This is a genomic window from Mesorhizobium sp. M1273, from assembly GCF_040318195.1.
In the GTDB taxonomy this organism is placed as follows: Bacteria; Pseudomonadota; Alphaproteobacteria; order Rhizobiales; family Rhizobiaceae; genus Mesorhizobium.
This window is the reverse complement of record NZ_JAMYLV010000010.1, coordinates 64,818-84,082: the sequence shown is the minus strand read 5'-3', so window position 1 is coordinate 84,082 and position 19,265 is coordinate 64,818. Positions and strand designations below refer to the sequence as shown.

General features: G+C 60.5%; 21 protein-coding genes. 18 read left to right on the top strand and 3 right to left on the bottom strand.

Going from position 1 to position 19,265, the window contains the following annotated elements:
• Positions 1 to 26 precede the first annotated feature (26 nt).
• Positions 27 to 929, bottom strand: a complete 903-nt coding sequence (locus NKH30_RS13420) for a LysR family transcriptional regulator (protein ID WP_352995744.1) — start codon at positions 927 to 929, stop codon at positions 27 to 29.
• A gap of 203 nt (positions 930 to 1,132) precedes the next feature.
• Between NKH30_RS13420 and NKH30_RS13415 the strand changes: the two genes are divergently transcribed.
• The 4 genes from NKH30_RS13415 (at position 1,133) to NKH30_RS13400 (ending at position 3,737) form a co-directional block, all read left to right on the top strand.
• Complete coding sequence (locus NKH30_RS13415; protein WP_352980458.1) at positions 1,133 to 1,678, top strand: carboxymuconolactone decarboxylase family protein; 546 nt, start codon at positions 1,133 to 1,135, stop codon at positions 1,676 to 1,678.
• Between the two features lie 25 nt (positions 1,679 to 1,703).
• Complete coding sequence (locus NKH30_RS13410; RefSeq protein WP_352980459.1) at positions 1,704 to 2,429, top strand: SDR family NAD(P)-dependent oxidoreductase; 726 nt, start codon at positions 1,704 to 1,706, stop codon at positions 2,427 to 2,429.
• Entirely contained in the window at positions 2,423 to 2,908 is a 486-nt protein-coding gene (locus tag NKH30_RS13405; protein ID WP_352980460.1) for a RidA family protein, read from the top strand. The genes NKH30_RS13410 and NKH30_RS13405 overlap by 7 nt, the downstream gene beginning before the upstream one ends.
• Before the next feature lie 139 nt (positions 2,909 to 3,047).
• Positions 3,048 to 3,737 (top strand): response regulator transcription factor, encoded by a 690-nt coding sequence (locus NKH30_RS13400; RefSeq protein WP_352995742.1) that lies wholly within the window; start codon positions 3,048 to 3,050, stop codon positions 3,735 to 3,737.
• A gap of 44 nt (positions 3,738 to 3,781) precedes the next feature.
• Here the strand turns inward: NKH30_RS13400 and NKH30_RS13395 are convergent, their stop codons facing one another.
• Positions 3,782 to 4,828: an alpha/beta fold hydrolase gene (locus NKH30_RS13395; protein WP_352995740.1), complete on the bottom strand. Its 1,047-nt coding sequence runs from the start codon at positions 4,826 to 4,828 to the stop codon at positions 3,782 to 3,784.
• A gap of 563 nt (positions 4,829 to 5,391) precedes the next feature.
• Here NKH30_RS13395 and NKH30_RS13390 point away from each other — a divergent pair.
• The 14 genes from NKH30_RS13390 (at position 5,392) to NKH30_RS13325 (ending at position 17,871) form a co-directional block, all read left to right on the top strand.
• The gene (locus NKH30_RS13390) at positions 5,392 to 6,225 is read left to right on the top strand and encodes an alpha/beta fold hydrolase (protein ID WP_352995738.1); all 834 of its coding nucleotides are present in this window, start codon (positions 5,392 to 5,394) and stop codon (positions 6,223 to 6,225) included.
• Positions 6,226 to 6,354: 129 nt separating this feature from the next.
• The gene (locus NKH30_RS13385) at positions 6,355 to 6,972 is read left to right on the top strand and encodes a nitroreductase family protein (protein WP_352995736.1); all 618 of its coding nucleotides are present in this window, start codon (positions 6,355 to 6,357) and stop codon (positions 6,970 to 6,972) included.
• A gap of 80 nt (positions 6,973 to 7,052) precedes the next feature.
• Entirely contained in the window at positions 7,053 to 8,015 is a 963-nt protein-coding gene (locus NKH30_RS13380) for an enoyl-CoA hydratase/isomerase family protein (RefSeq protein ID WP_352995734.1), read from the top strand.
• A gap of 44 nt (positions 8,016 to 8,059) precedes the next feature.
• Complete coding sequence (locus tag NKH30_RS13375; RefSeq protein ID WP_352995839.1) at positions 8,060 to 9,106, top strand: D-cysteine desulfhydrase family protein; 1,047 nt, start codon at positions 8,060 to 8,062, stop codon at positions 9,104 to 9,106.
• Positions 9,107 to 9,120: 14 nt separating this feature from the next.
• The gene (locus NKH30_RS13370) at positions 9,121 to 9,555 is read left to right on the top strand and encodes a VOC family protein (protein ID WP_352995732.1); all 435 of its coding nucleotides are present in this window, start codon (positions 9,121 to 9,123) and stop codon (positions 9,553 to 9,555) included.
• Between the two features lie 192 nt (positions 9,556 to 9,747).
• Positions 9,748 to 10,512, top strand: a complete 765-nt coding sequence (locus NKH30_RS13365; RefSeq protein ID WP_352995730.1) for an alpha/beta fold hydrolase — start codon at positions 9,748 to 9,750, stop codon at positions 10,510 to 10,512.
• A gap of 293 nt (positions 10,513 to 10,805) precedes the next feature.
• The gene (locus tag NKH30_RS13360; RefSeq protein ID WP_352995728.1) at positions 10,806 to 11,726 is read left to right on the top strand and encodes a DUF4331 family protein; all 921 of its coding nucleotides are present in this window, start codon (positions 10,806 to 10,808) and stop codon (positions 11,724 to 11,726) included.
• A 90-nt stretch (positions 11,727 to 11,816) separates the two neighbouring features.
• A complete protein-coding gene (locus tag NKH30_RS13355; RefSeq protein ID WP_352995726.1) occupies positions 11,817 to 12,398 on the top strand; it encodes a HupE/UreJ family protein in 582 nt (193 codons plus the stop codon).
• 166 nt (positions 12,399 to 12,564) lie between these two features.
• Positions 12,565 to 12,981: a tautomerase family protein gene (locus tag NKH30_RS13350; protein ID WP_352995724.1), complete on the top strand. Its 417-nt coding sequence runs from the start codon at positions 12,565 to 12,567 to the stop codon at positions 12,979 to 12,981.
• Between the two features lie 881 nt (positions 12,982 to 13,862).
• Positions 13,863 to 14,318: a (2Fe-2S)-binding protein gene (locus tag NKH30_RS13345; RefSeq protein ID WP_352995722.1), complete on the top strand. Its 456-nt coding sequence runs from the start codon at positions 13,863 to 13,865 to the stop codon at positions 14,316 to 14,318.
• A 12-nt stretch (positions 14,319 to 14,330) separates the two neighbouring features.
• Complete coding sequence (locus NKH30_RS13340; protein WP_352995720.1) at positions 14,331 to 16,532, top strand: xanthine dehydrogenase family protein molybdopterin-binding subunit; 2,202 nt, start codon at positions 14,331 to 14,333, stop codon at positions 16,530 to 16,532.
• 60 nt (positions 16,533 to 16,592) lie between these two features.
• Entirely contained in the window at positions 16,593 to 16,961 is a 369-nt protein-coding gene (locus NKH30_RS13335) for a c-type cytochrome (RefSeq protein ID WP_352980251.1), read from the top strand.
• Positions 16,962 to 17,187: 226 nt separating this feature from the next.
• Positions 17,188 to 17,604 carry an organic hydroperoxide resistance protein gene (locus tag NKH30_RS13330; RefSeq protein WP_352980252.1) on the top strand — a complete coding sequence of 139 codons (417 nt, stop codon included), beginning with the start codon at positions 17,188 to 17,190 and terminating at the stop codon, positions 17,602 to 17,604.
• Between the two features lie 66 nt (positions 17,605 to 17,670).
• The gene (locus NKH30_RS13325; RefSeq protein ID WP_352980253.1) at positions 17,671 to 17,871 is read left to right on the top strand and encodes a hypothetical protein; all 201 of its coding nucleotides are present in this window, start codon (positions 17,671 to 17,673) and stop codon (positions 17,869 to 17,871) included.
• Between the two features lie 40 nt (positions 17,872 to 17,911).
• Here NKH30_RS13325 and NKH30_RS13320 read toward each other — a convergent pair whose 3' ends face one another.
• Entirely contained in the window at positions 17,912 to 19,024 is a 1,113-nt protein-coding gene (locus NKH30_RS13320; protein ID WP_352995719.1) for an enolase C-terminal domain-like protein, read from the bottom strand.
• Between the last annotated feature and the right edge of the window lie 241 nt (positions 19,025 to 19,265).

The following is a 19,265-nucleotide window of genomic DNA, read 5'->3' as shown; positions in this document are numbered from 1 at the left end:
CCACACGATCGCGGTCGGCCGCATGGTCATCGCAGGGGAATCCACAAGGGACTCTTCCAGGCCTTCAGCTCCTCCAGGAATGCCTGAAGCTTCGCCGGCAGAAATCGGCGCGTCGGATAGACCGCATGCACGAAGATTTCCGGCGACGACCAATCAGGCAGAAGCCTGACGAGTTCACCACTGGCGATCTGAGCGTCGCAATAGGTCGAGGGCAGCAGGCCGATGCCGTGGCCCCGATAGGTGAAGGCGCTCACCGCCTGGAAATCTCTCGCCGCCACAGGCCCGGTGACGTGGACCTTGATGGATTTCTTGCCGCTGACCAGATGCCATTCCACCTCGTTGTTGCGCGCCTGCAGGAGGACGCATTGATGTGGGCGCAGGTCCTCGGGCCGCGATGGCGGAACCCGATCGCGCAGATATTCCGGCGCGGCGACGACATAGCGCACGCTCTTTCCGATACGCTGGGCGACCAAGCTCGAATCTCGCAGTTCGCCAAAGCGGATGGCGACGTCGACATTTTCGGCTATCAGATCCAGGAACAGGTTGGTGATGAACAGGTCGGCCTGGATACGCGGATAGGTCTTCAGAAATGAGGACAGGAATTCATAGAACGCTTCCTGGCCAAGGATGACCGGCGCCGAGATCCGCAGAAGGCCCTCCGGCTTCTTCTGGGTCTGGGTGAGCACCCGTTCCGCGTCGAAGAGGTCACTCAAGGGCTCGCTGCATTGATTGTAGTAGGCACGGCCCTGCGCGGTCAGGCTGAGCTTGCGCGTTGTCCGCTGGAGAAGAGTCACACCCAGCCGCTCCTCCAGCGCCGTCACCTTACGGCTAACTGTGGAGACCGGCATGCCGAGTGCCTGCGCCGCGCGGCTGAAGCTCTCGAACTGTGCCACCCTCACGAACACGGCGATGTCGTTGAGATCGGCCATGTCTCGATTTTTGCATAGGTGGAAAAGACATTCCAGATATTTCTACCTAATCGAGCAATCGGACTTGCGCCATATGTAGCGCCTCAAGGCAATCCGGCCGACGGAGAGGCAACATGACCGACAACATTGTCGTTAGCACCGGCGATCGCAAGGGGATCGGCGGAACTTTGGGGAGCCTGTTCGCCTAAGGCTCCATCGTGACCATGAAGACGCTCAAGCCGCAGACGGACGAAACAGCCCCGGAAGGTTCGAAAGAAAACCTGCGGGCGATCCGGGAACGGTTCGGCTTCGTGCCGAACCTGCTGGCGACGTTCGCCAATTCTCCGGCGATGCTGAATGGTTACCTGGCCCTCGAAAGGGCGTGGGAAAACTCATCGTTCGGCGCCGATGAGCGGGAGATGATCCTGTTGGCGGCGTCGGTGGCAAACAGATGCCGCTACTGCATCGCCGTGCATGCGACGGCGCTGGAGGCAATGCACCTCGATGTGGCTACCATCAACGCAATCCGGAACAGATCCCTGTTGGCAGATCCGAAACAGCACGCGCTTGTAACGGTGACACGGGAACTCGCCGCCGAGCGCGGTTACGTCTCGGAGGCAGCGAAGAGGGCCTTCTTCGAGGCAGGCTACGACATCGTCGCGCTAATGGAAATCTTGGCCGGCGTCGCCCTGAAGACAATGAGCAACTACCTCGACCACCTGAACCCTATCTCGATCGACCCGGCCTTCGAGGCCCAAACGCAGCAGTGACACTGCTCTTCCAATGGAGATGAACATGCAGACGCATAAAACGGTCGTCATCACCGGCGCCTCCCAAGGCATCGGTGCCGGCCTCACCAACAGCTTCCTCGAAAAGGGCTACAACGTCGTCGCCACCTCGCGGCAGGTCAGCCGGTCTACCGAGCTCGACGCATCCGACCGGCTGGTCCGCGTCGATGGCGATATCGCCGACCCGGAGACGGCCAAGTCGGTCGTCGAAACCGCGCTTGCGCGGTTCGGCTCGATTGACGCACTGGTCAACAATGCCGGGATCTTCTTCACCAAGCCCTTCATCGACTACACGATCGAAGACTATCGTCGCCTCGCGGCAACGAATCTCGAAGGGTTTTTGCATCTCACGCAGCGCGTCGTGCGGCAGATGCTGGCGCAGAAGCGCGGTGGGAGCATTGTCAGCATCACCACACCCATGGTGGATCGCCCGATCGCCGGCGTGAACGCCTCGGTCGCCATGCTGACCAAGGGCGGCATCGAAGCCATGTCGAAGAACATCGCCATGGAATATGCCAAGCAGCATATCCGCGCCAACACGGTCGCACCTGGCGTCGTCGACACGCCGCTGCACAAGGACAACCCGAAGGATTTTTTGAACACGCTTTCGCCTATGCACAGCATCTCCAGCGTCCAGGAAATCGTCGATGCGGTCTTTTTCCTGACAGAGGCGCCACGCATAACGGGGGAGGTGCTGAACGTAGATGGCGGCGCACATCTGGGAAGATGGTGACCGCGATGAGCACGCAAGCCAGCGCAGAACAGCGCCTCAGCGATCTCGACATTGCGCTGCCGCCGTCGCCAACGCCCTTCGGCGCCTATGTTGAGACAGTGAAGATCGGCAATCTGCTCTATCTAAGCGGAATGCTGCCGGTCGTCGGGCGCGAGCCACAATATACCGGACGCGTCGGTGGCGCACTGTCGGCAGAGGAGGGGCGAAAGGCGGCGGAGATCGCTTGCCTTAACGCCCTGTCCGCCGCCAGGGCGCATCTCGGCTCGCTGGACAAGATAACCGGCGTGGCGAAGCTTGGCGTCTATATCGCCACGGAAGGCGACTTCCGGGACCATCCGAAAGTCGCCGACGGAGCGTCGGAGCTGCTCGTCAAGGTCTTTGGCACCGGGATGCTTTCGGGTCGTATCGTTCTCGGCGTTGCCAGCCTGCCGCTCGGCATGCCGATCGAAGTCGAGCTCGTTTTCGAGATCGCGGCCTAAGCAAACAAGCCAGTGCCTTGCAGTCTAAGGAGGTAGCGATGAAATACCGACGCGCCTTGCGGGGCACTTCGATCGAAAAGTCCTGCAGCCAAGTGGAGCCCACCCGGCATGTCAATGGTGGGAGGGTATGGCGGCTGCTATGGGAATGAGGGAAAAGCCGGCGTCGACGTCGAACGAAACGCCTGTGGTGTTCGTCGTCGATGACGACGTCTCTATCCGCGAATCGCTGGAGTTGCTCATCAGGCACGCCGGATGGCAACCGGAGACATTCAAATCCGCGCGGGAGTTCCTCTCCCGCTCCCCGGTGCTTGTCCCGAACTGCCTCATCCTCGACGTCCATCTTCCCGACCTGAACGGGCTCGACCTGCAGAGGCTGGTCTCCGTCGACCGCGCCGACATGCCAATCATCTTCGTGACCGGCTACGGCAACGTGCCAATGACGGTCAAGGCAATGAAGGCTGGCGCGGTCGAGTTCCTGATGAAGCCATTCAGCGAAGACGTTCTGCTTACCGCAGTCGAGCATGCGCTGGAACTGAGCAGGGCTGCGTTTGCATTGGACCTCGAAGTTCGCACGTTACGTGACCGTCACAAGACGCTCAGCCGACGCGAGCGAGAGGTCATGGTCTTGGTCGTTTCAGGGCTGTTGAACAAGCAGATCGCCTTCGAGCTCGGCATCAGCGAGATCACCGTGAAGGCGCACCGAGGCCAGGTGACGCGAAAGATGGATGCGCGCTCACTCCCCGACCTGGTGAACATGGCGGCGAGACTGGGGATAACGTCACCTTATGGCGAGGCAAACAGCTTTCGCGACCAGCGCAAGATTGGATGACCGCAGGTGGCGAACCAGGCTCGTGCCCGGTTCGCCACGCAGATTCACGAAACGCCAACATCAATGATCGCCTGGACAAAAGCGTGAGGCGCTTCTTGCGGCAGATTGTGGCCGATCCCCCCGGCGATGATCCGGTGCGAATATTTGCCTGAGAACTTCTTTGCGCAAGCACTGGCTTCCGGATGTGGGGCGCCGCTTGCGTCACCCTCAAGAGTGATTGTCGGAACGCCGATGACCGGCGCCGCGGCGAGTTTCTCTTCCAACGGGTCAAATTTTGCCTCGCCCTCCGTGAGGCCGAGCTTCCAGCGGTAATTGTGGGCTACGATCGCGACATGGTCGGGATTGTCGAAGGCTGCTGCGCTTCGATCGAAGGTGGCATCGTCGAACTTCCACTGCGGCGACGCGAGCTGCCAGATCAGCTTGGCGAAATCGTGCGTGTATTTTTCATAGCCGGCTCTTCCGCGTTCCGTGGCGAGGTAAAACTGATACCACCATTGCAGCTCAGCCTTCGGCGGCAATGGCACCTTGCCGGCCTTCTGGTTACCGATCAGATAGCCGCTGACGGATACCAACGCTTTGCACCGCTCCGGCCAGAGTGCGGCAACGATGTCGGCGGTTCGAGCACCCCAATCAAAGCCGGCCAGAATTGGCTTGTCGATCTTGAGAGCGTCCATCAAGGCGACCAGATCGGCGGCGAGTGCCGTCGGCTGGCCGTTGCGGAGAGTTTCGCTCGATTGAAATCGCGTTGTTCCATAGCCGCGCAGGTATGGAATGATCACACGATAACCTGCCGAGACCAGCATCGGGCTGACATCGACAAAACTGTGGATGTCGTAAGGCCAGCCATGCAGGAGAATGACCGCAGGGTCACTCTCGGCGCCGGCCTCGACATAGCCAACATTGAGGATCTCGGTATCAATCTGCTTCAGCGGGCCAAAGGACACGTCTGTTCCAGGTTTGATTGCGAGCGTTGCTGGTTTCTCTTCGGCAATCGCAGAATCCGTGAAACCGAGCTGGGCGGCAGCAAGGGCGATCGCGGCAGCGGATACGAAACTGCGGCGGTGTTGGTCGATCTCGTCCACAACATCCATTGGAACCTCCTCCCTCAATGGCAGCGAAAGTCTATCGTTGGGGGTCCTGCCGATTTTACTCGCATACCGCCCCGATGATCCGGATTTCCCGTGTGACAATCTATTGGACGAAGGTATCGCTCAGGTCGGCATCGGTGCGCGCACCCGGAGAGTTGCACTAGCTTCCGTCCTCATCTCTGTCCCTTGCAAACACGCAGAGCTGCGACAGGCCTGCGATCGTCCATTGTGCTTTGGTGTCCCCTATCACTCGCGTGGACGGAGCAAAGACGGTCAGCGGATACATCTTCGTACAATGGATTTAGGGTCGCCGTCGGAGGACCCTGTGCGTGATCCAACTGGATCGGAAAAACACAGGCGTCGCTATGAAGACAACATTCCTGCCAGATCCATCCGGGCCCGCAAACTTGTCGGCAGCCGGCACCCCAAGCCCCCCAGGTTTCCAAGGCTCTGGCTTCTCGCGGCGCGATGTCCTCATCGCCGGTGTGGGCCTTGCCGCTCTGGCACCGACACTTTCGCTGGCGCGGACTTCGGCCGCGCAACCCACTCAAACCAATGGAGCACACATGAGCAGCGGAACCTTTGCCGCCAAGGATGGAGCGCAGATCTACTACAAGGACTGGGGTACGGGTCAGCCAATCGTGTTCCACCACGGCTGGCCGCTGTCGGCTGACGACTGGGATAGCCAAATGCTCTTCTTTCTGTCCCACGGCTACCGGGTTATCGCGCATGACCGGCGCGGCCATAACCGCTCCACCCAGACCGATCAGGGCAACGACTATGACACTTTCGTCGCTGACGTGGCGACGCTGGTCGCCCACCTTGATCTCAAGCACGCCATCCACGTCGGCCATTCTATGGGCGGCGGCGAGGTGGTCCGCTATGTGGCGCGGCACGGGGGCGGCGGCCGGGTCTCCAAGGCCGTGACGATCGGCGCGGTGCCGCCGCTCATGTTGAAGACCGCCGCCAATCCAGGCGGACTTCCGATGGAGGTCTTCGACGGCCTCCGCGGCGGCCTGGCGGCTAACCGCGCGCAGTTCTTCCGGGACGTTGCCGGGGGCCCGTTCTACGGCGCCAATCGGCCTGGGGCTAAGGTGTCGCCGGGGACCATCGACAACTGGTGGCGGCAGGGCATGGCGGGCGGCGCCAAGGCCCAATACGACTGCGTCAAGGCCTTCTCCGAGACGGACTTCACGGAAGATCTCCAGAAGATTTCCATCCCCATGCTGGTCATGCACGGAGAAGACGACCAACTCGTCCCGATCGGAGACAGCGCCCTGCTGTCAGTGAAGCTGCTCAAGACCGGGACGCTGAAGACCTATCCGGGGTTGTCGCACGGCATGGCCACCACGCATCCCGAACTCATCAACGCCGACATCCTGGCATTCATCAAATCCTGATTGCCAATGCGGCGGCGGCCGCTGCCGCCGTGAGCCCACGGCAATTCTGAATCCGCAACCCATGGAAGTCGAGCCCGGCAGCCGCAGCTGCAGGCGCGAAGGCTGCCGCATGTAAACAAAGGAACGACCATGAAAAATGCAATTCTCGACGCGATCGAAAATCGGCGCACGACCAACAAATATGACAGCTCACGCGATATCGACGACGCCCAGATCAACGAACTGGTGCGCTTGGCAACACGGGCACCCACGGCATTTCATCTGCAGAACTGGCGGTTCATCGCCGTCAAGACGCCGCAGGCAAAGGCGCGCCTGAGGGGGCTCGCGTTCGATCAGCCGAAGGTCACGGAAGCGGCTGTGACGTTCATCGTCGTTGGGCAGCTTGCATCGCATCTTCTCATGGCTGAGCGGCTCGCATCGTCGGTCGCTGCCGGCTTCATGCCGACCGAGGTCGTGACCGGCTGGGAAGGTGCTGGAAAGGCACTGTACTTCGAACAGCCGCAGCGGCAGCGCGACGAAGCGGTTCGCACCGCGACCTTCGGCGCGGGCCAACTGATGTTCGCAGCGCAGGCTCAAGGGTTGGGCTCGTCGCCGATGATCGGCTTCGATGCCGCCGGCGTCGCCAGCGAATTTGGCCTTGCCAGCGATGAAGTCCCGGTCGTCCTGGTGACGGTCGGCTATGCCGCCGAGGGCAATTGGCCACAAAAGCCGCGCCGCTCAGTGACCGAACTTCTGAGTGTTGTCTGAACACGCAACACAGCAGCCGAACCAAACAAGCGCACGCTCAAAATATCAAGGCGGCGCGCTAAGTGACGAGGAATTCGACGATGAAAGTTTTAAGTCCGAGCAGAGCCGCCATTCTGCTCGCCATTTCCGCGGCGTTGTACTGTTCAACTCAAACTTTCGCGCAGACCACGAAAGCAGTCGATGGTACCGGCACCCAGTCTCAGGGGGCAGAGAGCGCAGCGACCGCGAAGATCCGACTGACACGCAAAAACGCCGCGTACTGGGAAGTGACCTTCAACAACCCGCCATTCAATATCGTCGGCCCAGCCGAGGTACGCGATCTGGTCAAGATCCTCGACGAGATCGAAGCTGACCGGAAGGTCAAGGTCGTCGTCTTCGACAGCGCGTTGCCCGACTATTTCATGGCGCACTATGATCTCCTGAAGCCACTCACGGACTCGACGGAGATGACGCCAGGCCCCACTGGCATGCATCCTGTTCCCGACTTCATGGTGCGGCTCAGCCGTCTCAAGGCCGTGACGATCGTTTCGATCCGCGGCCGGGCCAGCGGCATCGGCAGTGAACTGGCGCTCGCTGCCGACATGCGCTTCGCCAGCCGCGAAAAGGCGCTTATTTCGCAATTCGAAGTCGGCGCGGGATTTGCCCCGGGCGGCGGGCCTATGGCCCGGCTGCCACGCCTGGTCGGGCGTGGCCGCGCCCTGGAGATCCTGATCGGTGCTGACGAATTCAACGGCGAGTTGGCGGAGCGCTATGGCTATGTCAATCGGGCGCTGCCCGATGCCGAGTTGGACGGCTTTGTCGATGCCCTGGCAACCCGCATTGCGTCGTTCGATCGGCAGACAATCGTCGACACCAAGAACCTTGTCGACCTCGCCAGCTTGCCCTCGGATGCGGAAAGTCAAACGGGATGGGACACCTTCCTGACCTCGGTGCAGCGACCCGGGGCCCAGGCGCGCGTGAAAGCACTCATCGAAAAGGGACTGGGTCAGTCCGGCGAGATCGAGAGCCACCTCAATCAATCCACGGCCGAGTTCAAGGAATAGGTAACGAGGCGAGCGTGTTTTTTGCTCATTTCCGAGGTGTGTTCATGTCTCTTTCCGATGCCCTGAAACTCATGCCGCGTCGCGGCCTGCTAGATGGGCCGACTGCTGTCCAGCGCCTCCATCGTATCGAGGATGCCTTGGGCTCGTCGTTGAATGGTGTTCGAATCTACGTCAAGCGCGACGATCTGATGTCGCTGGGCGGCGGCGGCAACAAGCTGCGGAAGCTTGAATTCCTGCTCGGCGATGCCGCCGCGGCAGGCGCCGACACGATCCTTGCCACCGGCGGTCGCCAATCGAACTTCACGCGCCTGGCGGCTGCCGCCGCCGCCAGACTTGGCCTGACCTGCGAAGTGGTTCTTTCACCTCTGGTTCCCCGTAATGGGGACGAATATGATCGGAATGGCAATATTCTGCTCGACGATCTTTTCGGCGCTCGAATCCACCATCTGCCGGCCGGCGTCAATTCGACAGGATTCGCGCAGGAGCGGTTCGAGGAACTGCGTCTGGCCGGCCGCACCGCCTATATGGCCACGCTCGGCGGCTCCTCGCCGGTTGGAAGCCTTGGCTACGCAGCCTGCGCGCTCGAAATCCAGGCGCAAGCCAAGGATCTCGATATCGATTTCGCCGCGGTCGTGGTCCCGAATGGAAGTTCAGGAACACACGCCGGACTGGTTGCGGGATATCGGGCGCTCGGGCTTGATACCACGCGGGTGCAGGCTTACTCGGTGCTCGCACCCGTCGCCAGCGCCACCTCCACAACAGTTGAGAGGGCCAATGCCGCGCTGTCCCTCCTGGGGTTTGAGGCATCGTTGAATTCGAACGACGTCAGCATCTCGGGAGACCAGCTGGGTGCAGGCTATGGCGTTTCAACACCCGCCATGGTCGATGCGGTTCGGCTGATGGCGAGCCGAGAGGGTTTGCTGCTTGATCCGGTCTATGGCGGCAAAGCCTTTGCCGGCTTGCTGGCGGAGATCTCGGCCGGACGATACGCGGCCGGCGAAAGCGTCCTCTTCATCATGACCGGCGGGATCCCCGGCCTCTACGCCTATGCAAGCGATTTCCTAGGCGCGGGCCATGAGAATCCGGCGTGAACGACGGAGGGTCTATGGCAGATAACCCAAGCACATGCGGTGTCGACCACATCGGGCTAAGCGTCCGCGACCTTGAGAGCACGCGAGGATTCTTTTGTGATTGTCTCGGATGGCGGATCGTCGGCGAACGGGCGGACTATCCAGCGGTGTTCGTATCGGACGGACACGACGTCGTGACGCTGTGGCAAGTCGAAACGCCGAGCAAAGCGATCCCGTTCGATCGGCGTGCAAACGTCGGGCTGCATCATCTGGCACTCGCCGTCGTCGATCGGATCGGCCTCGAGACTCTCTACGAGCGCGTGTCGAATTGGCCTGGCGTCGTCGTCGAGTTTGGCCCGGAACCCTCGGGTGCCGGCCCCAGGATCCATTTCATCGTGCGGGAGCCCAGTGGACTACGGATCGAGTTTGCATTCGATCCTCGCCTCGAGGACGCGCGCAAGGCGCGGTGATCCGGCTCAGACTGCGATCGGCCGGAAGAGGAGGATCGTTTTTCAACACCATCGAATGAGCGCAGAATCCCGGTGCGCCGGCGCGCGAATTCGATCAGCGACGACCACGGTTGGCCATCACCGATCGCCACAAGCCCGCCACCACGATGGCTACGCGAAACGGTGGGCAGAATTGAAACACAGGAGACCCACATGTCCATACTAGCAAAGAGCTTTGCCGTTGCCCTCATGGTTGCCGCGAGCGGCACCATCGCACACGCCGATTCAACGCCGGCAAAAGATATCGTCATCGTCCATGGCGCCCTGGTGGATGGCTCGGGGTGGCGGGCGGTCTACGACATCCTGTCCAAGGATGGTTTCCATGTCACTATCGTGCAGGAACCGCTCACCGGTCTGGCAGAGGATGTCGACGCCACTAAGCGTATTCTTGATCAGCAGACGGGGCCTGTCGTGCTGGTCGGTCATAGCTATGCCGGCTCGGTGATCACGGAGGCGGGTGCCGACCCTAAGGTCAGTGCACTTGTCTATGTGGCCGCACTCCAGCCCGATGTTGGGGAAGCCAGCGGGCAGCTTCTTACAAAGTTCGCGGCGCCCAACGATGCCATGCGGGCAACCCCGGCGCCCGCCGCCACCACGGGCAAGTATTTCTTCATGCAGCCGGCTCAGTTTGCCGCGACCTATGCCCAGGACGTCCCGGCATCGGACGCTCAGTTCCTTGCGGATTCACAGCAGCAACTCGCGGAGAAAGCTCTGGCGGCGCCTGTTTCCGTGGCGGCATGGAAAACCAAACCCAGCTTCGCAATCCTGACCACCCAGGATCACGTCGTGAGCCCGGAGCTTCAGCGCTGGATGTATCAGCGCTCGGGCGCCAAGGTGACCGAAGTGGCCGGAAGCCACGCTGTCTTCATCTCTCAGCCGGCCGCGGTCGCCGGAGTGATTGAGGATGCTGCGAAGTAGATCAGCCGAGAGGTGAACATTCGACGGATCATCCGATCCGCCTACCTGCGCACATGCTTCGCTGTCTACTGACAAGCGAAGTATGTGTGCATCCCGTTCCGCTGACAAACTTCTTCGCGGCTAGCATCGCCAAAGTATCGATCCGATCAAAACAATACCTTGGTTCAATATATTCCGTCTTTGGCCGCTGCCAGTGTTTGCTCAACGGAGCCCATTTCATAGCTGAGGAGCATGTCGCGATGTCGCATCATTATTCAGGTCCTGACTTCGGGTTCCCACGCGGAGACGCGCGTTTGGACCTCACCGATCTGTATGCCTTTCCCAAACCGGGGGACGCGAACAAGTCGATCCTCATCTTGAATGTGCATCCGTCCTCCACCGTGATCCATCCGCAGCCTACCACCTCCGAGCCTTTTGCGCCCGACGGGCTTTACGAGTTCAAGATTGATACGAACGGCGATGCGGTTGCCGATATCGCGTATCGAGTGAGCGTTTCGTCCCTATCAGGGGGGATGCAGATTGCCACTCTGCGCCGCCTTGAAGGTGCACTGGCGGCTGGGACAGCCGACGGCGGACAGGTAGTCGTTAGGGAGGCGCCAGTCTCGACAGGCCGGGCTGCACAGATAACAGAGGTCGGCGACTACCGTTTTTTTGCGGGTTGGCGAAGCGATCCGTTTTTCTTCGACACCTTGGGTGCCCTGAATGATCTGCGGTTCACTGGAGCTGATTTCTTCTCGGACAAGAATGTATGCAGCATCGTGTTGGAAGTTCCCAACTCTGCACTGGGGTATAAGCCGGTTGGGCTGTGGGCCCGCACCCTTGAGAAGCAAAGCAAGGGTTGGGTGCAGATCGAACGCGGCGCGCGCCCCCAGCAGGCAGTCTTCCTGCCTGGTGACCAGAAAGAGGCCTATCTCGCGGGCGAGCCTGCAGAGGACGCCCGCTTCGTCCCGGTGTTCGCACACGCGCTCGAGCATACGGGTGGATATCAGCCAGATGAAGCAGAACGGGTGGCGAGGACAATGCTGCCGGACATACTGCCCTATGACCCGGCACAACCCGCCTCCTTTCCGAAAAATGGCAGGACCCTCACTGACGACACCGTCGATGCGTTCATCAGCATTCTCACGAACGGCAAGGTGGCGGGGGATATGGTCGGGCCGCACAGTGATCTGCTTGCTGAGTTCCCCTATTTGGGGCCGCCGCATGGCGCTTAACTGAGGGCGTGCGTTTGCTATCGATACTAGTGTTGTCCTTCCGCAACATGGACAGTCAGACCCATTATCCGTTTCACTAAGGAGAATGCGATGCGATTGATCTTGATTTGGATAGCTCTAACCGTAGCCTTGATAGTGCCGGCCTCGGCTCATCCCAATATCGGCTCTGCCATCTCATTTGCCGCAGGCGTCGAGCATCCGCTCAGCGGCCTCGATCACATCACCGCCATGGTGGTGGTCGGCTTGTGGGCCGCCGCCAAAGGCAACCGAGCGCTCTGGATATGGCCGTTGACCTTCGTCGCGATCATGCTGATCGGCGGCGGGTTGGGCTTGGCGCATATCGCCGTCCCGTTTGTCGCGCCAGGCATCTTGGCGTCGGTCGTCGTGTTCGGACTCATGGTGGCGTTTGCCATAGAGCCGCCCACATGGGTCGGCGCTGCGATCATTGGTGTTTTCGCACTGTTGCACGGTCATGCTCACGGGGCCGAGATGCCTGATGCCGTGAACGGGCTCGAATACCTCGCGGGATTTGCGGTCGCCACCGCTATTTTGCATGCAATTGGCATCGGTTTGGCGCTCGCCTTGCAACGCGCGGCGCCAGGTCCAGTCAATCGCCTCGCTGGTGTAATCTGCGTCTCCATAGGCGTCGGATTGTGCGCGGGAGTTTTTTGAACCTAGGTCCGGCGGGAGAGCTTCTGGCGTCGAATTAGACGGCCAGAACACGACAGGATCGCGACGCTATGCGCAGCGACCTTAAGGAACGTCGTCTGCCCTTGCAGACGTCGACCGCTGGCATCGTCCATGCTGCCGCTTGATGGCGCTAGAAGGAAGTACAGCCATGCCGTTTCTCCGTTTCGATCTCATTGAAGGCCGCACCGATCAAGAACTCGCGACACTGCTCGATGCGACCCATCGAGTTGTGCTTCGCACCTTCCATGTACCAAAAGGTGACCGTTACCAGATCGTTCACGAGCACAGGCCAAGCCGGGTTCGGATCGAGGACACGGGCCTCGGAATTCCTCGTTCGGATAAGGTTGTCTCCCTTCAGATTACTACCCGTCCGCGGACGACCGAGGAAAAGACTGCTTTCTATCGCGAACTTTGCTCGGAGCTCCAAGTAGCCTGCATCGTTGCGCCTACAGACGTCATCGTAAGCTTCGTCGAGAACGCAGACGAGGACTGGTCTTTCGGACATGGCCGGGCCCAATTCCTCACCGGCGAATTAGAGGGGTCGAAACCGAATTCGAAACCGTGACCGCGCTTCCTTCCTCCGTCCCTCAAGACGGTCCGATTGGGATCAATCCCTTCGTCGAAAGGTCACGTGTACTCGCCGTCTCCATGCTGGAAGCGGTGCGTCACTTTCGATATCGATCTGTTGGCGACCGATGCCTGGCTTGCCGGCGTCATTCTCGGGTCGGCAAACCGCTCGTATTTTGGCGGCCTGCCTGCGATAAGATCCGGCGCTCGCGCGCGGGCCCGCTGCTGCGTGTCTTTGCGGTCTCGGCGATACCGTGTCGTTTCTGATGGCGGATCAGGGTTGCCCGCCGAACCCGAAGTTGGCTCCGCCAAGACCGGCGTGCTGGTTGGCTCAGAGTTGCCCTCGGCGCCACGATCATCGCAACCTCACCAATGGCACGCAGCGAAGCCGTCGAGGCATGAAGGATCATGTCACGCCGCGGGTGAGCGGCGACGGCTGAGATGCCTTTGCGATCATCTGGGCTCGACCCTGGCGTGGTGGCCTGCGCCTTCACATTCCCGATGGTGAAACGGCCAAAAGTCTGTTGGATCAAATGGCCCAATCTGGGCGCTGGAGCCGGGGCGCGGGTCACGAGGAACTCGTCGTGCGATGTCGGTCATGCTGAATTAGGCGGCGGTCGCTCCGAACGCAACTTTGTCATCAATACAAGGTATCGACAATACCACTGTCTAATGGATTTGCGGGCAGAGGCGGGTTTCTCCAAAAGCGAGTTTCCGCAACGGCCCTTTGCGGTTGACTGCAAGTCGACGGCTTGATTCAGATTGGAGCAAGGCCGTGACAAACCAATCCCAAAGTATCGCCGACACCATCGGACAATAGCCTTGGCGCCGCTCGGCGATAGCTTTGGCCAGACCCACTTTCGGAACAGGGAGGAAGCTATGGCCTTCACCATCAATGTTAACGGGCAGACACACTCAGTGGACGTCGATGGCGACACGCCACTTCTTTGGGCGCTGCGCGATGTGCTCGGCTTGACCGGCACAAAATTCGGCTGTGGCGTCGCACTTTGTGGTGCCTGCACGGTGCATCTCCATGGTCAGGCCACCCGCTCCTGCGTCACTACAATCGATAGCATAGGCACCTCTGAGATCACCACCATCGAGGCGATCAATGAGACCGAAGCGGGCGCTAATATCCAGAAGGCCTGGCTCGACCTGGAGGTCGTTCAGTGCGGGTATTGCCAATCGGGCCAGATCATGTCCGCTTCGGCGTTGCTGGCGAGCAACCCACATCCGACTGATTCCGATATCGACGATGCGATGTCCGGCAATATCTGCCGTTGTGGCACCTATGTCCGAATTCGCGATGCGATCAAACAGGCTGCTGCGAGCTGAGAGAAGACTGTCATGACCCTCGATCACCACGGATCCAAAACTTCCGGTCCCGACGAGCAGGGCAGGGCGACCGCTCTCTCTCGGCGCGGCTTCCTGAGAGCCGGAGCTGCCGCAGGTGGCGGCCTACTGCTTAGTCTCAACCTGCCGTTCGCCATGGACGAAGCAAACGCGGCCGCTGCCGACATGTTCGTGCCCAGTGCGTTCGTGCGCATCCAAAGCGATGGGCAGATCGTTTTGACCATGCCTTATGTCGAAATGGGCCAAGGCACCTACACTTCCATTCCGATGCTGATCGCTGAAGAGTTGGAGGTGGACCTGAAAGATGTGCAACTAGAACATGCGCCACCTAACGAAAAGCTGTATGTCAATCCCCTGCTTGGAGTGCAAGCGACGGGAGGTTCCAACGCGATCCGCGGAGCATGGGGCCCGATGCGCCAAGCCGGCGCGACCGCCAGGACGATGCTCGTGTTGGCAGCGGCAAAGCGCTGGAAGGTCGATCCGGCGTCCTGCCGCGCACAAAGCGGCGAAGTGATTCACACGCCGACAGGCAAGAGCGCCAAATACGGTGAACTTGCGGAGGAAGCCGCCGGCATTCCCGTCCCCGAAAGCGTGACGCTAAAGCAACCGCAGGATTTCAAGCTTATCGGTACCTCGGTCAAGCGTCTGGACGCATCGGGCAAGGTCAACGGAACTGCGGTCTTCGGCATCGACGTTCGTCCGCCCGGCGCGAGGATCGCAACGCTCGTACAATCGCCCGTTTTCGGCGGTCGTGTGAAGAGCGTGGACGATGCAGCGGCCAAGGCCGTCAAGGGCGTGCATCAGATCGTAAAGCTCGACGACGCCGTTGCCGTGGTCGCCGACCATATGGGCGCGGCGAAAAAGGGAATCGAGGCACTGGCAATCGAATGGGACGACGGCCCGAACGCCACGCTGACCACCGCAGCGATCGCCGCAGAACTTGAGCAGGCGACATCTACGCCGGGCGCGGTTGCTCAGAACATCGGCGATGTCGACCGCGCGATGTTAGGGGCTATAACCAAGGTGATGGCGACCTATCAGGTTCCGTTCCTAGCGCATGCGGCGCTGGAGCCGATGAACTGTACCGTCCATGTCCGAAAGGACGACTGCGAAATCTGGGTAGGCAACCAGGCTGTCACGCGCGCTCAGGCGTTCGCTGCCAAGGTCGCGGGAGTGCCGGTAGACCGGGTGATTGTACACAATCACCTTATCGGGGGCGGCTTCGGACGCAGACTAGAGGCTGATGGTGTCGTTCGCGCTGTCGAGATCGCAAAGCACGTCGACGGCCCGGTAAAGGTCGTGTGGACGCGCGAGGAAGACATCCAACACGATATGTACCGGCCCATGTTCGTCGATCAGCTGTCCGCCGGCCTCGACGCCAAAGGCATGCCGGTTGCCTGGAACCATCGCTTCGCTGGGTCTTCCGTCATAGCGAGATACTTCCCCCAGTATTTCAAGGACGGTCTGGACCCCGACTCAACTGATGGCGCTATCAATCTCGCCTATGCCTTGCCGAACATGCACGTCGAATACGTCCAGGTAGAACCGCCGGGCATCCCGACCGCCTTTTGGCGCAGCGTTGGCCCCTCGCACAATGTGTTCGTGACCGAAAGCTTCATGGACGAGCTGGCGGCTGCGGCGATGCAGGATCCGGTGACCTATCGGGCGGCCCTCCTCGACAAGGAACCGCGCGCAAAAGCGGTCCTCGAGCTTGCCGCGAAAAAGGCAGGCTGGGGTGAGTCGCTGCCTCAAAGGGCCGGCCGTGGCGTCTCCCTCCAGTTCGCCTTCGGCAGCTATATGGCGCAGGTTGCGGAAGTCGAGGTGTCGATGGACGGAGCGGTTCGTGTCCGGCGCGTCGTCTGTGCGGTCGATTGCGGCACCGTCATCAATCCCGATACCGTCCAAGCGCAGGTTCAGGGCGCCATCATTTTCGGCATCACGGCGGCACTCTACGGCGAGATCACGCTCAAGGAAGGCCGTGTCGAGCAGGCCAATTTCGATACCTACAGACTTCTGCGCATGAATGAGACCCCGGTCATCGAAGTGCACATCGTGCAGAACTCCGAGCCGCCAGGTGGGATCGGCGAGCCTGGGACCTCGGCAATCGTCCCAGCGGTCGCCAACGCGATCTTTGCGGCAACCGGCAAGCGCTTGCGAAAGCTACCGATCGATACTGAGCAACTGAAATCGGCCTGACGCTATCGCGATCGGCAGTGCCGACCTGGCGTTCGGCTCACAACCTGCTGGAGATTGGCAATGTCCCATCCCTTGGCGCTGGCTCTCGTGATTTTTGCCGCCATCGTTTCCTCGGCCCAGGCCGAAGGAAATGCCGATCACGGAAAAACATTGTTCAGCCGTTGCACGGGATGTCATGCGGCAACAGCCCAGAACAAGTTCGGTCCGGGGCTGGCCGGCGTATTTGGACGTCAGGCGGGAACTGCTCCGAACTTCCGCTACTCGAAAGCGATGATCGGTTATGCCAGGCATTGGGACGACCAGACACTCGAAAACTTTCTTGCAGCGCCCGCAAAGGCAATCCCGGGCACGACCATGACGACCACCGTGCCCAATGGGTCGGATCGCGCGGATATCATTGCCTATCTTAAATCCATACGCTCTCCGTGACGAACATGCCTGCATTGTTCGCCAAGCACCCAGACTGGCACAGCCAGCTTGACGTTGACGCGGCGCTTTTTCGAGTCGACGCGGCGCAGATTGGTCGACCGCGCCGTATCCGACGAGGCACTGGTCCCCGGCTACCACTTTCCGCCCGTCGGTACGATCGTCCCAGGACGGTGCGGACGACACCTTCGTGCCAACTGCATAACCAGGAAAGACGTGTGAGGACGATATGAATCGACTTGAGAAAGTATTGTACACGGCAAGGGTCCACACAACGGGCGGGCGCACCGGTATGTCGCGTAGTTCGGATGGCCGTCTTGAGATCAGCCTGTCACGGCCGGGCAGTTCCGGCACAGGCACCAATCCGGAGCAACTCCTGGCGGCCGGCTGGTCCGCATGTTTTCAGTCGGCGATGGAATTCGCCGCGCGGAACATTAAGATCGTGTTGCCGGCAGATCACGCGGTTGACGCCGAGATCGATCTTGGTCCCGAAGGTGGCGCCTTCAGCCTTGCGGCTCGCATCTACGTGAGCCTGCCTGGGATGGAGCGCGCGGCGGCGCAGCGTCTCGTGGACGCGGCTCATCAGGTGTGCCCCTTTTCGCGAGCAACAGACGGGAACATCGCCGTCGAAACGACGCTGGTCTGAGGTCGCTCCAATGCGAGCAGGCAGTGACCGGCTGATAAGCTGTCCACACAGCTGGAGGTAATGGCCATGATCTATGAATTGCGAATTTACCGTTGCGTGCCGGGCCGGCGCGATTCTGAAGTCCGAAATGTGGAGGCCGACGCCAATGCCAACGTGCCGGCCCAGTCCGGCCAACCGCTAATTCCAGCAAAATGCTCGGGCGACAACAAAGAGCGGTGGGCTTGGCCCGCCGCTCTGTTTTTGTACGACAGATGCTCGATGCTTTGAATCGTAGACGCCCGATGAGGAATGAGACGACCTGGTAGCGTTACAGCATCTCCAAGACTGCTAGTCGCTTTTCGTCCCAGGAAAGCCCGGCGCCGGGTCGATTCGATGGGATAGCCATACCGTCCAGGATCTGCAAAGGCTCCTCTAGCAGTGCGTCTGCCCAATCGACATATTCGAGGAAATGGGCTCCGGGGGTAGCGCACAGCAGCTGTGCGCTGATCTCCGGCATCAGATGCGACGAGATCTCGACATCGGCGGCTCGCGCGATCGCCGCCGCCTGCATCCATCCGGTAACGCCGCCGATGCGGGCGACGTCCGGCATGACGCAGTCGCAGGCAACGGCCTCGAGCGCTTGGCTCATACTTGTCGGGCCATTGAAATTTTCACCGATCTGGACGGGCGTCCGAAGCTCTCGAGCGAGCCGGGCGTAGTTGCGGTAATCCTCGTGAGCGATCGGTTCTTCAAGCCAGAGGATGTCGTGTTCGTCGAGGGCATGTCCGCGCCTTAGAGCCTCGGCCGTCGTCAAGGTTTGGTTGTAATCGACCACGATTGAGACTGCCGAACCGACACGACGGCGTACGGCATCGAGCGCCGACAGATCTTCGGCGAGCGACGGATGGCCCAAGCGCAGCTTCAGCGCTTTCAGCCCCTTCGCTAGCAATCTCTCCGCCTCATCGGCGAGTTCGGCTGGCGCCATCAACCCGAGCCCCCGACTGTCGTAGGCCGACAGAGGCTTCAGAGAACCACCGAGGAGACAGGCAAGCGGTTGACCGAAGGATTGGGCGAGCGCATCCCAGAATGCCATGTCAATCGCCGAAAGTGCCATCCTAACGGTGCCTGTCACACCGAGCAGCGAAAAGCGCCGTTGCAGCAGCAGAGCAAGATCAAGCGACGTCGTTGGCTTACCTCGCACGAGATCCACCGCTTCCTGGATATGCCCGGCAATGGCGCGAGCGCCCGACGGCGTATAGCAGAATAGATATGTTCGTCCGGTGGTGCCTTCTTCCGTCTCGAGGTCGACCATCAGCATCGGCACTGCTCGAATGATCGCGGCGCTCGTCCCCAGCGTAAAGGTTAGGGGGACGCGCACGGCGCGAGTGCGTACATTGCGTAGGCTTAGACGGATTGGGACACCGGTCAGCGGCGGGATCATCAGCGATCTCCTATATCATGGACTCAAGGCGATGTGGCTCGCCTTTGCAAACCTTCTTCAGCACAAAGCTCAGAATATGTTCAAACTCGGTTGGGCCGCCGCGCGCCAACATGGCTGTAAAAAGGCTCAGTGATGCCCCTGCAGGAGCCGAGCTTGATCCGCGAAACCCGTCTGCCATCCGATAGGTGTGATGGGACATTCCCAGCGTCATCCATTCCATCACGGGTTCAACCCAGGGGGC